The organism is Acinetobacter bereziniae (assembly GCF_016576965.1).
Classification (GTDB): Bacteria; Pseudomonadota; Gammaproteobacteria; order Pseudomonadales; family Moraxellaceae; genus Acinetobacter; species Acinetobacter bereziniae.
Window position 1 is genome coordinate 3427100 of record NZ_CP066119.1, and the last position, 12699, is coordinate 3439798.

General features: G+C 36.5%; 17 protein-coding genes and 2 pseudogenes. 8 read left to right on the plus strand and 11 right to left on the minus strand.

The window, feature by feature from the left end:
• Window positions 1-3 precede the first annotated feature (3 nt).
• The 7 genes from I9192_RS16005 to I9192_RS16035 form a co-directional block, all read right to left on the minus strand.
• Entirely contained in the window at window positions 4-303 is a 300-nt protein-coding gene (locus I9192_RS16005) for a DUF4258 domain-containing protein (RefSeq protein WP_200149923.1), read from the minus strand.
• A 330-nt stretch (window positions 304-633) separates the two neighbouring features.
• Window positions 634-828 (minus strand): hypothetical protein, encoded by a 195-nt coding sequence (locus tag I9192_RS16010; RefSeq protein WP_200149924.1) that lies wholly within the window; start codon window positions 826-828, stop codon window positions 634-636.
• A 1023-nt stretch (window positions 829-1851) separates the two neighbouring features.
• The gene (locus tag I9192_RS16015) at window positions 1852-2313 is read right to left on the minus strand and encodes a hypothetical protein (protein ID WP_199953629.1); all 462 of its coding nucleotides are present in this window, start codon (window positions 2311-2313) and stop codon (window positions 1852-1854) included.
• Window positions 2314-2371: 58 nt separating this feature from the next.
• Window positions 2372-3817 carry a replicative DNA helicase gene (locus tag I9192_RS16020; RefSeq protein ID WP_200149925.1) on the minus strand — a complete coding sequence of 482 codons (1446 nt, stop codon included), beginning with the start codon at window positions 3815-3817 and terminating at the stop codon, window positions 2372-2374.
• The gene (locus I9192_RS16025) at window positions 3814-4677 is read right to left on the minus strand and encodes a YdaU family protein (RefSeq protein ID WP_200149926.1); all 864 of its coding nucleotides are present in this window, start codon (window positions 4675-4677) and stop codon (window positions 3814-3816) included. Before I9192_RS16025 ends, I9192_RS16020 begins: the two co-directional genes overlap by 4 nt.
• Window positions 4678-4687: 10 nt before the next feature.
• Window positions 4688-4957, minus strand: a complete 270-nt coding sequence (locus I9192_RS16030) for a hypothetical protein (protein ID WP_200149927.1) — start codon at window positions 4955-4957, stop codon at window positions 4688-4690.
• Between the two features lie 46 nt (window positions 4958-5003).
• A complete protein-coding gene (locus I9192_RS16035; RefSeq protein WP_199953625.1) occupies window positions 5004-5195 on the minus strand; it encodes a helix-turn-helix domain-containing protein in 192 nt (63 codons plus the stop codon).
• A gap of 105 nt (window positions 5196-5300) precedes the next feature.
• On the opposite strand from I9192_RS16035, the gene I9192_RS16040 reads away from it, so the two are divergent.
• The 8 genes from I9192_RS16040 (at window position 5301) to I9192_RS16075 (ending at window position 9607) form a co-directional block, all read left to right on the plus strand.
• The gene (locus I9192_RS16040) at window positions 5301-5996 is read left to right on the plus strand and encodes an XRE family transcriptional regulator (protein WP_139420803.1); all 696 of its coding nucleotides are present in this window, start codon (window positions 5301-5303) and stop codon (window positions 5994-5996) included.
• A gap of 234 nt (window positions 5997-6230) precedes the next feature.
• Entirely contained in the window at window positions 6231-6689 is a 459-nt protein-coding gene (locus tag I9192_RS16045; RefSeq protein WP_139420805.1) for a hypothetical protein, read from the plus strand.
• A complete protein-coding gene (locus I9192_RS16050) occupies window positions 6682-6984 on the plus strand; it encodes a hypothetical protein (protein WP_139420806.1) in 303 nt (100 codons plus the stop codon). Before I9192_RS16045 ends, I9192_RS16050 begins: the two co-directional genes overlap by 8 nt.
• Window positions 6981-7283, plus strand: coding sequence for a hypothetical protein (locus I9192_RS16055; RefSeq protein ID WP_139420808.1), 303 nt, complete (start codon window positions 6981-6983; stop codon window positions 7281-7283). The genes I9192_RS16050 and I9192_RS16055 overlap by 4 nt, the downstream gene beginning before the upstream one ends.
• Window positions 7284-7505: 222 nt before the next feature.
• Entirely contained in the window at window positions 7506-8081 is a 576-nt protein-coding gene (locus tag I9192_RS16060) for a beta clamp domain-containing protein (RefSeq protein ID WP_139420811.1), read from the plus strand.
• Window positions 8081-8629, plus strand: a complete 549-nt coding sequence (locus tag I9192_RS16065; protein ID WP_139420813.1) for a beta clamp domain-containing protein — start codon at window positions 8081-8083, stop codon at window positions 8627-8629. Before I9192_RS16060 ends, I9192_RS16065 begins: the two co-directional genes overlap by 1 nt.
• Window positions 8630-8639: 10 nt before the next feature.
• Window positions 8640-9359: a phage antirepressor KilAC domain-containing protein gene (locus I9192_RS16070; RefSeq protein ID WP_139420815.1), complete on the plus strand. Its 720-nt coding sequence runs from the start codon at window positions 8640-8642 to the stop codon at window positions 9357-9359.
• Complete coding sequence (locus I9192_RS16075; protein ID WP_139420817.1) at window positions 9356-9607, plus strand: hypothetical protein; 252 nt, start codon at window positions 9356-9358, stop codon at window positions 9605-9607. Before I9192_RS16070 ends, I9192_RS16075 begins: the two co-directional genes overlap by 4 nt.
• On the opposite strand, the gene I9192_RS16080 is transcribed toward I9192_RS16075, so the two are convergent.
• The 4 genes and pseudogenes from I9192_RS16080 to I9192_RS16095 all read right to left on the minus strand — a co-directional run.
• A complete protein-coding gene (locus tag I9192_RS16080) occupies window positions 9582-10532 on the minus strand; it encodes a tyrosine-type recombinase/integrase (RefSeq protein WP_200149928.1) in 951 nt (316 codons plus the stop codon). The genes I9192_RS16075 and I9192_RS16080 overlap by 26 nt on opposite strands.
• A 185-nt stretch (window positions 10533-10717) precedes the next feature.
• Window positions 10718-11251, minus strand: a pseudogene (gene thrH / locus I9192_RS16085) (bifunctional phosphoserine phosphatase/homoserine phosphotransferase ThrH); the annotation flags it as partial.
• Window positions 11252-11311: 60 nt separating this feature from the next.
• A protein-coding gene (locus I9192_RS16090; RefSeq protein ID WP_223672967.1) for an IS3 family transposase occupies window positions 11312-12444 on the minus strand; the annotation gives its coding sequence in 2 pieces (ribosomal slippage) (window positions 11312-12192 and window positions 12192-12444; 1134 coding nt in all).
• Window positions 12445-12518: 74 nt separating this feature from the next.
• Window positions 12519-12620 (minus strand): annotated as a pseudogene (locus I9192_RS16095) (bifunctional phosphoserine phosphatase/homoserine phosphotransferase ThrH); the annotation flags it as partial.
• Window positions 12621-12699 lie beyond the last annotated feature (79 nt).

Here is a 12699-nt window from a genome sequence, read left to right on the forward strand (position 1 = left end):
GACCTATTCTTTAAATGTAGTAACTACAATTGAAGATTCACCGTTCTCGTTTTCTCTAATCACAACTGTTGAAGTTATGTGCTCGCCAGCGCTCTTCACAGTAATATTCATTTGACAGTTTCCACGAGTATTTAAATACGGACCTTCAGTTATATCTCCATGCTCGAAGCAACAGATAATTTGCTTGAAAGAGATACTTCGTTCCTTCATCCGCTGTTTAGCGTGTGTGCTTAATTTGATTTTGCTGGTGTCTTGAGCAAATTCTTTAAGCTTCAGCCTAGCTTGTGGAGAGGTTAAACACATACATCAGACACCTATGTTTTTGTTAAGGTAGGCTAAGAAGGAAATGCATACCGTCAAAATTTGACGGTATAGGTGCAACTATATTGACTAATGGCATTATTGTCAATAACGCGTTATGTAGAAATGTCAAGACTTGTAATCAAGCAAATGCGCCAAATTATGACGTTCAGTATGGTCTAATGGTTGACTATCATAAGATTTGTGCAATCTTCCCACACTTCCGACACTCTCTCACCGTAAAGAAATCTGAATATTCCCAAACGTGACGGCAGAAGATTTGTTTTAATCGGAGCATGGATACCTCTAAAGTGAACTTTATCTTTTAACACCTTAATTATTAACTTCGGTATTCTTAAAAAATTTATATCTTATATACATACCATGCACAAATGCACAAAAAGCTAAAGCTGCAAAAATTAGAAATTTATAATTGATCTCACCAGCAGCAGCCATATCACTAATACCAGATCCAAAACTCAAAATTCCAAAGATCCAGAAAAAAGAATACCAATTTAAATTTTTCATTTTGCGTCCCAATCATTAAATTATAGAAGTTTTATGAATTGATCTAACTATAAAGCATAACTTAAGAGTAAATCTAGGCTAAACACATAATTTAATCAATGAATCGTAACACCTACAACCATTGGTATAGAAAACCCATGCTCTATCCAGTTGAGCTAATGGCGCATAAAAAAGGACGTGGTGATCTGCCACATCCTTGCCTTAGATTACGATATTGATCAGCTCGGCAACTGACCTACCGCTACTCAACACGACAAACAGCTCAAAGTTAGCTATTGAACTGTTCTGTGTCTTTCAATTCCATTGGTCGGGGAGTCACCCATGCTTTAGGGCTCTGAGGCTAACTCAATGTGTGACGAAATCACATTGGATTCAAACCGATTTATACGGCTGGTTTCTGCATCCCACCGTTTGCGCTTATAGTTCACCATTATTCTGGTAAACGTCACAAATCAAATCGCCCATGGTTCGGGTGGCGCACTACCCTTAAACATATGCTGGCATGATAACTCTCCCAATCATGTCTCTTGTGCACGTCACAAGCACCTTTATAAAATTCAGACGTAAAAAAAGACGCCTAAGCGCCCTTTGAACTTTAATCAACTAAACCAGAAATAGGCTTAACACTCCACCAAGCAATACAACTGATAAAATCAAATAAGTATTCATTGTGTTAAAACTTTTAATAAAATTCCACATAGCTATCCCCCAGAAATCGCTATGTAAATTTTAACCTTTTGTCATCTATCTGCAATATATCAATTGGTATAAAAGTAAAAATATTTAGACAAAAAAATACCCCGGAACGTTCATGCTTAGGGGTATATAAAACTAATGTTCGGTACCAGTCTTTCCAACTAGTCAATAGATTCACATTAGCAAGTTTCACAGCTATCCACAACATATATTTTCGTTTATTTTTTAAACAAAAAAAATACCCACTAGAGGGGTCTAGTGGGTATGTAAATCTAAAATTCTGTAGCCTATGGGTTTTACGCATAGTTTTCAACTATAACCAATATTTCACGGTATGCATTTAAACGCAAGCTTTTTTTTCACTTTTAATTTTTTATCGTGCCCTGCAATATAAAACTCACCTGCACACAACATCCCATTGATCGAACTACGGCTTAATTTCATTTTATTCATTAGTTGATCTAATGTTTGACCACTCACCCATTTATCAATAAAAAGGTTCACACAAACCCTTGCTGAATCACAAATCGTTATTGAGTGTTTAAGATCATAAATCTTTTGCTCAACCTGAAGAGCCTCAAAATCACTTATATCAAGAATGACTTCTTTGGAATTGGGTCTAATGCCTTTGTCATTTTGTCGTATTAGCCAGTAGATTTGATTAATCTCAAGATTGTCGGGCTCATGACCGCCACGCATACGACTAATTGAGATCCAAGCGCCATACTGTTTAAGCCATTCCTCAAATGTGAATCTTGACCAGTCCATAACTTTACTTTTTGAGTTCATTTGATCACCTTTGAGCTTGTATTTAAATTTTCGTCATGTTTTGCAATGTTGGCATGTTTCATATCCCTGCTACCCCAGATTTAAATTTTGGCTTTTGATCAACGTTCGCCAACTGGTTGTGGAAATACTCCAGGTTCTCATTCGACACGTTTGAGAATCGACTGTATTGCAATTCTGAAAAAAGAAATGTTTCGCCTGTTTCACCATCACGAACCTTGGAAGCAATCACTTCAAGCATGCCCTTAAACTGAGATTTCTCCTTGTTGTAATATTCATCTCGATAGAGAAACAGAATTACATCTGCGTCTTGTTCAATCGCTCCTGAACCACGTAAATCAGACATTACAGGTCTTTTGTTTGGGCGCTTGTCAACATCGCGGCTTAATTGGCTAAGAGCAAATACAGGGCAATCAAATTCCATGGCAATATTTTTTAAGCCTTTTGAAATTGCGGTTAAACGCTCATGTTCGGATATGTTTGGATTTAAGTGAGGCGTTGCTATCAATTGCAGATAATCAATGAAAATAGCGCCTAATGTGCCAAATTTCACTTTGGTTTTTCTAGCATGTCGTCGTATATCAGCAAGAGTCACAACACCGTCTTTAATTTCAAATGGTGCTTGTTGCATAAGCTTTACAGCATCAGCAAAACCTGTCCAATCATCAGGCTCCATAGTTCCGTTTTGCATTCTTTTTAATTCAACACTGCCCATCGCTGCGGTAATACGTCTTGAGATTTTTTTCTTTTTCATCTCAATCGATTCAAATAAGACAGGTTTAACAAGATTGGTTGCAATGTGAGTTGAGATGTTTTGTGCAAATGCTGTTTTTCCCATACTCGGACGTGCAGCAACAATGACTAAATCACCGTTTTGAATTTCACCGATTTTATTATCAAGTGCAATAAAACCAGTATTCACACCCCGTACCGCGTAACTTCCATCCATCTTCTCAATCTGGATCTTATTAACCTCGTCATAGAGATCAACCAATGAGTTAATTAATGGCTCTGGATCATCATCATTGCTACCAGTGCCAATATCGCTCAATACGCTATTTGCCCTTGCTATTGCGTCATCAGCTTCACCATTGCTCAAATCATTGGCAATTTTCTGAATGCGAATGGCTGCCTCTCTGAGCTGTCTACGAGTTGCTAAATCTTGCAATGTTTTCAAGTATGCAGAAACATTGTTGCTTAGGGTGACTGGTGCATTCTGAAATAAATCCAAAATATATTTTCCGTTTACACCCTGTTTTTCAGAACCCAATGTTTTTAAGGAAGTCATGATTGTAACTTCGTCGATTAGCTCACCCTTTTCGTGAATTTTTTTCATTGCACGAAATAAAACAACATGGGTTTGGATTGTGAAAATTGACTCGTTTGTCTGTGGAATAAACTCGCAGCATTCATTGTATGTGAACATTGAAACCAAGAAAGCCAATTCACAAGCTGGATCGGACAATTGGTCCTCAACCATTCCCGAAATATCAAATTGGGTATTCACTTACCACCTCCAAGACCTTGACCGTATTTCACTGGTATTGGTTTGATTTCAGGTGGTGGAGTTGTGTCCTCCTCCTCGATCTGTTGTTCATCGGGCGATTGGTTGTACAGACGTGGATCTCGCTTAACCCATTTCACAAAGTTTGAATACATCTGATTTGAATTAACCTGACCTAATTCAATTTTTGTTTGGTAGTAAGAATTTACATCAAACAAAATTTGATTAATCAATTCTGGTGTCATCGGCATCAAGCCTGAAATTTTCAAGCAATCATTAAGCTGACTAACATCAGGTACCCAAACTTTTAAAACTTGATCAACAATACTTTCCTGATTTTCGTCTTTTTGAGCGCTCTCTTGGTTCTTTTGTTCTTGGTTAGATGGTTTATTGGTTCTATGGTTTATTGGTTTAGGCTTTGAGTGGCTTTTGTTAGGTATTTCTGGGTTATTTTGGGTTTCTGTTGGGTTTTCTTGGCTTTCATTACCTAAACCATGATTATCCAAATCATTTCTATTATTAGCAGAACTTTTACCAACCGAACCTTTAGGTCGACCACCTTTTTTACCGTTTTCAGATTGCTTTTGAAGATGCGATTTATATTTAATTAAATCTTCCTCAATATGGGTTTGAATATATAAACCTTCATCATTAAGCTTAAAAAACTTCTTGAGCACGAATTTAACAGCTTCAATCTCTTCTTCTGTTTCTGCCCACACCCAATCAATAGCCTCTTCCAGTGTTGGAAAACGCTCACGGTCATAGCATGAATCAATGAGTAAGTTGTAAACACCGTGTTGAAGAATATTAAGACGACCAGCTTTGCGATGGTAATCACCAATATTTCTTTCGTAATAATGCATGATAGCCCTCTTAAAGTTTCGACTTAGTTGAATTAACTTTTTCAACAGCCAACCTAAATCGATTCAATAATGCATACTTTTCTTGATTCAATCTAAGATCAGCAATTGTTTCCTCTGCACTCCAACTTGTTTTTTCAAAGTCAGTTTGAACACCTAAAGCCATGAGAATTTCTTTTTTAGCTTCACAATATTCGCAGAGAGCATTTGAATAATTTTCAAGACTTGCATTCCACTGATCATTTGCATCATTTAAATCTTGTGCTAATATTTCTTTACTCATTTTGGTTTACTCCAAAACAAAACCGCCCTGCTGTCACAGTGGCGGTTTAATTTTTTGATTTACTGTCTTGATCCGCCATCAAAGCCCCTTTTGTTTCAAGCTGTAAAACTGCTTGAGTATCATAAGGGATTCCCTGTTTTGACCACTTCCATAGAGTTACCCTAGAAATACCTATCTCTGCTGAAAGCATCTTTTTTGACTTGCATTTGTAGTGAGTCATTAAGTCATCAACATTCATAGTTAACTTTAATCCTTAGTTTGGTTAACTAAAGGTAACTCAAAGGGATTTTTTTTTCAATAGATTGTGTTAATATTAGTTAACTTAATTCCTTGAGAGCCTAAAATGACTCTTCATGAACGCATTCAAAAATTAATGGATGAAAAAAACCTAAAGCAAGTTGATTTAGCTAATGCAACAGGTAAGTCCAAGGTATCAGTTACAAAATGGATGCGAGGGGAAAACATTCCTAAAGCTGAAGCATTAAAAGATATTGCTAAACTCTTAGATACAACTGACGAATATTTATTGACAGGTGAGGAGTCTTCGAAACACCCAAAGCATAAAGATGTAGTGGTCTGGGATGAATCAACTCCAGTTGGACCTGATGAAGTTGAAATAGCGTTTTACAAAACCATGCGTCTGGCTTGTGGTTCTGGGTCTTTAGTTGAGGTCAATGATTCTGATCGTGGAGCTATGCGTGTTCCGAGGCAGTTATTAGATAAATTAGGCATTTATAGAGATAAAGCTTTTTCAGCTCCCGCAGAAGATGATTCTATGAAACCAACCATCAATGATGGTGATTTAATTTATGTAGATGAAAATAGAACTCAAATTAAAGATGGTCGTATTTTTGCTGTCGAACATGGAGGGATATATCGCTGCAAGCGCTTATACGGGCTTCCTGGCGGTGGGGTACGAATTGTTAGCGATAACAAAGAAGAATATGGCGAAGAAATATTAAGTAGTGAAGAAATTGTTAAGCAAGGTTTTAGGATATTGGGATGGGTATGGAAAATTGACAAGATAGAAAAGTGGTAATTAAAAAGTTTTAATTTACAGAATTAAAATTAACTTTAAATAACCTGCTCAATGCAGGTTTTTTTTATTTCTAAAAATAACTAAAGGTAACTATTGACGCTATAGTTAATTTAAGTTAACCTTTTTATACAAACACAAAAAGCCCCACACTGTGGAGCTAATTTTAAAACCTAATGCTTTTCTCTGTCCTCTACCAAAATTTCAGAGATGCATTGCTATAACTGGTGATTCATTATGGACCAAAACACAAATATTAGTCAAGTTGACTTAAAACAGCAGACCCATTATGACGCGTTAAATTCATTGATTAGCCACTCAGATATTAGTTATTTTGCGGCTATTATTGGAATCAATTTATCAGAAGCGTCTGTAATTTTTGATGAAATTGATGATAAAGAATTGGCGAAAAATACAAGATATTCGCTACTCAACCTTTCAATTGATCATGCATATTCAATAAGCGTTATTTTAGAAAAAGCTTTAACCATCCATAGTTTTGCTGAATTTTATCGCGCTTTAAAGATGGTTCAAGATTTAATAAATACTCTTAAACTTGCTCAGAATTCAACATTATCAGAGAAAAATATTTCAACTTATCTTTACGGGTTAAGCGCTAGCTCAAGGAATCTTGAGGGTGTTTTAGATTCCTTAACAGGAGTTATCTTTCAGAATAGGGAGATGCTAAATGTCTAATGCTCATTACCCTAAAAACTATACAGCTAATGACCTACATATTTCCCATGTAATTTCAGAAAAAAATATGGAATGGGCGGTACATGCAATTGAAGATATTAATTCCAGAATCAAAATGATTGAAAAATCACTTAGTGATGAAAATTTAGGTGAGGTTCGTTTTGATTTTCACAATTTAAAAAATCAGTTGGATATTTACAAATATTTATTTCAAGAACTCGGTTACAACCAAGCCTCTCAGGTTGAGGCTTATAAATCTGAAATGGATATACATAATCAGGGAGCACCAAAATGAAAAAATCCAATACTTTTGATGCTTCTGAGGTTATTCACATTCATGAACAAGCAGTGAGTGATATGTCTGATTTGCGTGTATTACTAAGTGCTGTGCGTCGTGAACTTGATGAAACAAAAAGGCTTGTTGGACGTGAAAGCCCTAATTTCTATATGCCTATTTTCAATAACCTTGAAAGAATTCTAAAGCTAGCCATAGCTGAAAACGGTAGCAACCTTGAATACCACTTCCAAGAAGCTGCGAATCTTCGTGAGGAGTATGAAATTAAGCAAGTTGTTGATGGTGACTCCAATGACTGACCTTTCTAACTTACCACTCAAAACCAAGCAACTCGCCTTTGTAATTTGGCTACACAAGATTGGCTATAAAGGCATTGTAAGACCTTGCGGAACTTTTGAGTTTCAGTGCCACGTTGTAAATAAAAGATTCCCTCGGAACGTAAAAATCGTTCCGAACTGGGGATTCAACAAACCTGCCAAACAGTTGTATGTCGAATTTTTAGAACACTTGAGGGCTCCAGAATGAAAATATCAATTCCTTGGATTTTATTAGAAGCTGGGGCGTTGTGTTCAGCTAAAAATGACCCTCGCCCTTATTTAAACGGTGTCACTTTGATTGATGGTCATATAGTTGCTACTGATGCAGAACGTGTTTTTTACTGCAAATATGATTTACCTAAATTGAAAAAGCCTTTGACCATTCCTTTAAAAGCCATCAAAAACCTTGAGAAAAAGCTAGGTAAAGATCGATCTAAATGTGTTGTTGATATATTGGACCATTGCGACAGTCTTGCTCTAAGTGTTCAAGATGCCGACTTTGAAGTATTCACATCTATCAAATCAATTTTCCCTTCTGAATGGCAAAACATGATTCCTCAAGATGATGGGCTTCAATTCAAAGGACTAGCACCGCATTTTCAATGGCGCCACATGGTTGATTTTCAGAAGATCAATAAGCTACTTGGTGCGATCAATCCTGACGACACTTATTTAAAACCAACAGGTTTAGATACCCCTGCCCATGTTTATTTTTATGGCAATGATTATTCAGGTGCCAAGGGCTTGATTATGCCGATTGTTGACAGGAGTGTTGCGTAATGGAATTTAAGAAAACTATTGAGCTTCAGTATGATAATCTTAAAGCTACTGCGCTTTGTAAAGCTAAAAATGATGTTCGTTTTTATCTTACTGGTGTTTATGTCGGTAATGGTTTTGTGGCTGCAACCAATGGACACATGGCTTTAATTTGTAATGAACCAGACACAATTGGTATGGATGTAATCATACCAGGTGATGCAATTGATTCTCTAATTCGTAAAGTTGGCAATAAAAGTAAAATTAAAACCACTCTTTTACACCAAATTGATGATGAATTTTGGTGCTTAAACCACAGTGGAAATTTTGAAATGTTTAGGCTTGTTGAAGGCAAATATCCAGATATTAAACGTGTTGATATCCCTAAGCCTACAGAGATCCAATTTAAGTTTTACCCGAAGTTCAATCTTGAATATCTGAGTATTTTTCAGAAAGTAGCGAAAGTTTATAAACAGGATTTCCCATCTTTCTACCCTACAACTGAAAATCATAGTGCGTATGTAGAAATCACAAATGATGTGCACGGCATTTTGATGCCTTGCAGAATTTAGGAGAGATTGCATGAATGCTATTACTTTCTCAGAACAAGCCAAACAACAGACCTTAACCATGTCTACTCGCTTAATTGCTGATTTGACAGGGAAAGAACATAAGCATGTTTTGCGTGATTGCTTAATTATGTTTGATGAGCTTGGTCTAGACCCAAAAGGGTATGCCCAAAACTGGACACACCCCCAAAACGGTCAAACATACATCGAATATCTACTGCCTAAAGATTTAGTTGAAACTCTTATCACTGGTTATAGCATTAAATTACGTTATCAAGTTATTCAGCGATTACATGAGCTGGAAATGCAAGCTCCCAAAGAGTTGAGTCGTTTAGAGATTTTGCAAATTGCCATACAAGCGGAAGAGCAAAATCAGGCATTGCAAGGAAAAGTACAGATTCTTGAACCCAAAGCCAAAGCACTCGATACCCTCGCTAATACCGAGGGTACATATAACATTCGTGAATGTGCCAAAACAATTGGGATAGGTGAACGCAAGTTAATCGACTTGCTTCTCAAAAAGAAATGGATCTATAGAGAAGATAGCGGGCGTTTACAACCCTACTCAACAAAACGAGAAGCAGGCATTTTTATAAATCGTGCCTCACCAGTAGTCACAAACAGATATACAGGTGAGGAAAAAGTCCACTTACATATGCGTGTAACGGCTTTTGGATTAACAAAAATTACAGAATTGGTAAATACTTGCTTTGGTGAAGAGGTGAAAGCATGAGTGAAACTAAAATGATAGTCATGCAAGAGTCTGAGCTTGAAACCTTGCTTGATCGAGTGTGTAGAAGAGCTGTACTAGAAGCTTTCGCTGAAAAAGACGATGAACTTTTAAATATTACACAGCTCTGTGAACGTATTCCTGGTCTAACTTGGTACACTTTTAAGAATCTGGCTAAGAATAAAAAACTGGTAAATGTTCAAGGCAAGTACTCGCTAAAAGCTGTTAAAGCCGCGATGCAATCTCAGTAGATGTTGGATTGTAGTAAATCATTGCCCTTTTTGGATCTGTCCAGCCGAACATTTTGCACAGGTCCAATAAGGGCAGTTTTAATGCAATGTTTGTAGCCGCAGTATGTCGTGTATCATGAAAGACAATATCCAATAATTTAGCTTCAATTCGAGCTTTCATAAAATCATAACTTGCGTAGTTAGCATCATATTTAAAAAGCTTACCTGATTTTTTTACACCCAATCCAACCAATATATCTTTGGCTTTTGTACTTAATGGTACTTCTCTTGAACGTCCATTTTTAGTGGTTTTTAAGAATAAGAAACTTTTATCAAGATGAATTCTTTCCCATTCTAAACCGCATATCTCAGACTGCCTCATTCCAGTTTCAAGAGCCAACAAGAAAATTGCTTTTAATTCATTATTTAGAAATGGCAATAATTGTTCAATCTCATAATCCAAAATGACTCGCTCGCGATGGTCCGAAGCTTTAGGCAGTCTAACTTTGTGCATTGGTGATTCTTTTAAATATAGCTTGGTATCAACACACCAAGTAAATATAGCCCCTAATACTTGCATTTCACGCCTAACAGTCATTGAGGAAACTTCTTCTAGGCGTGATTCTCTGTATTTTACGAGATAATCAAAATCAACATCACTCAAAGGAATATCAACATTCATGATTTTTAAAAATTGATTAATCCTCGTTCTTTCACGGACAACACCTTTTTTATTTATTGACATATTGTCACGATATTCTTCTAAGGCATCTCTAAAAAGGATATGATCAAAATCACCTTTCTTTTCATTTTTTAATTTTAATTCGAGTTCTTGAGCCCATGCTTTTGCATCCCTCATGGTGGTAAAGGTTTGAGATTGTGATGGATGAGGCTTGATTCTGACTGTAGCGGTTATGCCCTTTTTTCTTTTTTGATATGTTGCCATTCTAATTTAAACCCTGTTGCAATGTTGCACTGTTGTTGCACTAAATTTCTAAAATCATTGTATTTTAAATCCAAAAGGTTCACAAATTAATTTTCAAGTTATTGTTATTGAATAATTATTTTAAAATATTATTAATGATTTTTAAAAACAAAGGCGCATTAAGCGCCTTTTAATTTTAAGTAAAATTAAGCAGGAATATCGCGAATTGACGCATTACGAATCGCTTCTTTTAAAGCTTCATAACCGTGAATTGGTGGGAATTGAGGAAACTCACGAATCACATTTTCAGGTGCATCGAATAAGAAGCCATGATCCGCCTCACCCAACATCGTCGTATCATTATAAGAGTCACCTGCTGCAATCACACGGAAGTTTAAACCATGCAAAGCTTTTACAGCTTGACGCTTTTGATCTGGCTGGCGCAATTTATAAGCTGTAATCATGCCATTTTCATCAGTTTCTAATTTATGGCAGAAAATTGTTGGCCAACCTAATTGCTGCATCAACGGATGTGCAAACTCATAAAACGTGTCTGAAAGAATGATCAATTGGAAATGTGTACGAATCCACTCAACAAATTCTTTTGCACCCGGAAATGGCCCCATATCTGCGATCACAGCTTGAATGTCATTTAAACCTAAACCATGTTGCTTCAAGATGTTTAAACGCTGAGTCATCAACACATCGTAGTCAGGAATATCACGCGTTGTTGCTTCTAAGAGGTGGTCCCACTTGTTTGAACAACTAAAAGCTTATTTATAAGTGATACTCTGCTCTAGTTAAGCTACCTTATTTTGTTGTGGTAGCTGGTCATAGTAAAACTCATCTGGAGTCATTTTGTCCAGACTCGAATGAGGTCGTTTCAAATTATAAAATTCAAAATATGCGTTTAATTGCTTCTTCGCATCCAAAACATTGCTGTAGGCTTTGAGATACACCTCTTCATATTTAACGCTCCGCCATAATCGTTCAACCATCACATTATCAACCCATCGACCTTTACCATCCATACTGATTTGAATGCCATTTGATTTCAATACATCAATAAATGCATCACTGGTAAACTGACTGCCTTGGTCTGTATTAAAGACTTCAGGTCGGCCATATTTTTCAATAGCTTCATTTAATGTTTCTATGCAAAATGTAACCTCCATACTAATCGATACTCTATGCGCAAGTACCTTGCGGCTATGCCAATCAATCACAGCACATAAATAAACAAAGCCTTTTGCCATAGGGATATACGTTATATCCGTAGACCACACTTGATTACTGCGCTGAATAGCCAATCCTTTGAGCAGATATGGATATTTACGGTGAGCTTGATTGGCCTGACTTAGATTTGGTTTACGATATAACGCATTAATGCCCATTTTCTTCATTAAAGTACGTGTATGACGTCGTCCTATATGATGTCCTTGACGATTCAATAAATCACGCATCATACGGCTACCTGCAAAAGGGTATTGCATATGTAACTCATCCATACAGCGCATCAGCTTCAGATCTGATTCACTCACAGGTTTTGGGCGATAGTAATAACAACCACGGGAGACTTTCAGCAGCTTAGCTTGCTTAGATACTGAAATCTGAAGTGAGTCATCGATTAACTTTTGTGGTTGAAGCGACCCAGTTTCTTCAACACACCTTCTAAAAAATCAATTTCTAATGCCTGCTCACCGATTTTTGCATGTAGTTTTTTTAGATCGATGGGTGGTTCTGTTGGAGCTTTTGATTGATCGAAAGCTTGCGAGGAAGCTGAAATCAGTTGATTTTTCCAGTCAATAATTTGGTTTTGATGAACATCAAATTCAGCACTCAATTCAGCAAGTGTTTTTTCTGCTTTAATCGCAGCAAGTGCTACCTTAGCTTTAAAGTCATTTGAATGATTTCTTCTTGGTCTACGTGTCATAAAATACTCCATATATTGATGTTTATAACATCATTTGGGGAGCAAAATATCACTTATAAGTGTTGTTCAAATTTCCTGATCCACCTCTCTAATTCTTTGATCCCTGTTTTCTTTGCAAAATTGATCCAGATTTCTGGAACCAATACACCCTCAAGATCAAGACATACGATTTCCATGGGTTCTCCCAATGTCGGTTAAAAATTTTGGGCTTATCATAGCACTAAAGTTTAAAAATAATGCTGAAAGTTTTTTAAA

Bases quoted from the DNA above. Each gene is read 5' to 3' on its own strand.
- I9192_RS16005 (WP_200149923.1), bottom strand. From the start codon at position 303: ATGTGTTTAACCTCTCCACAAGCTAGGCTGAAGCTTAAAGAATTTGCT.
- I9192_RS16010 (WP_200149924.1), bottom strand. From the start codon at position 828: ATGAAAAATTTAAATTGGTATTCTTTTTTCTGGATCTTTGGAATTTTG.
- I9192_RS16015 (WP_199953629.1), bottom strand. From the start codon at position 2,313: ATGAACTCAAAAAGTAAAGTTATGGACTGGTCAAGATTCACATTTGAG.
- I9192_RS16025 (WP_200149926.1), bottom strand. From the start codon at position 4,677: ATGCATTATTACGAAAGAAATATTGGTGATTACCATCGCAAAGCTGGT.
- I9192_RS16030 (WP_200149927.1), bottom strand. From the start codon at position 4,957: ATGAGTAAAGAAATATTAGCACAAGATTTAAATGATGCAAATGATCAG.
- I9192_RS16035 (WP_199953625.1), bottom strand. From the start codon at position 5,195: ATGAATGTTGATGACTTAATGACTCACTACAAATGCAAGTCAAAAAAG.
- I9192_RS16040 (WP_139420803.1), top strand. From the start codon at position 5,301: ATGACTCTTCATGAACGCATTCAAAAATTAATGGATGAAAAAAACCTA.
- I9192_RS16045 (WP_139420805.1), top strand. From the start codon at position 6,231: ATGGACCAAAACACAAATATTAGTCAAGTTGACTTAAAACAGCAGACC.
- I9192_RS16050 (WP_139420806.1), top strand. From the start codon at position 6,682: ATGTCTAATGCTCATTACCCTAAAAACTATACAGCTAATGACCTACAT.
- I9192_RS16055 (WP_139420808.1), top strand. From the start codon at position 6,981: ATGAAAAAATCCAATACTTTTGATGCTTCTGAGGTTATTCACATTCAT.
- I9192_RS16060 (WP_139420811.1), top strand. From the start codon at position 7,506: ATGAAAATATCAATTCCTTGGATTTTATTAGAAGCTGGGGCGTTGTGT.
- I9192_RS16065 (WP_139420813.1), top strand. From the start codon at position 8,081: ATGGAATTTAAGAAAACTATTGAGCTTCAGTATGATAATCTTAAAGCT.
- I9192_RS16070 (WP_139420815.1), top strand. From the start codon at position 8,640: ATGAATGCTATTACTTTCTCAGAACAAGCCAAACAACAGACCTTAACC.
- I9192_RS16075 (WP_139420817.1), top strand. From the start codon at position 9,356: ATGAGTGAAACTAAAATGATAGTCATGCAAGAGTCTGAGCTTGAAACC.
- I9192_RS16080 (WP_200149928.1), bottom strand. From the start codon at position 10,532: ATGGCAACATATCAAAAAAGAAAAAAGGGCATAACCGCTACAGTCAGA.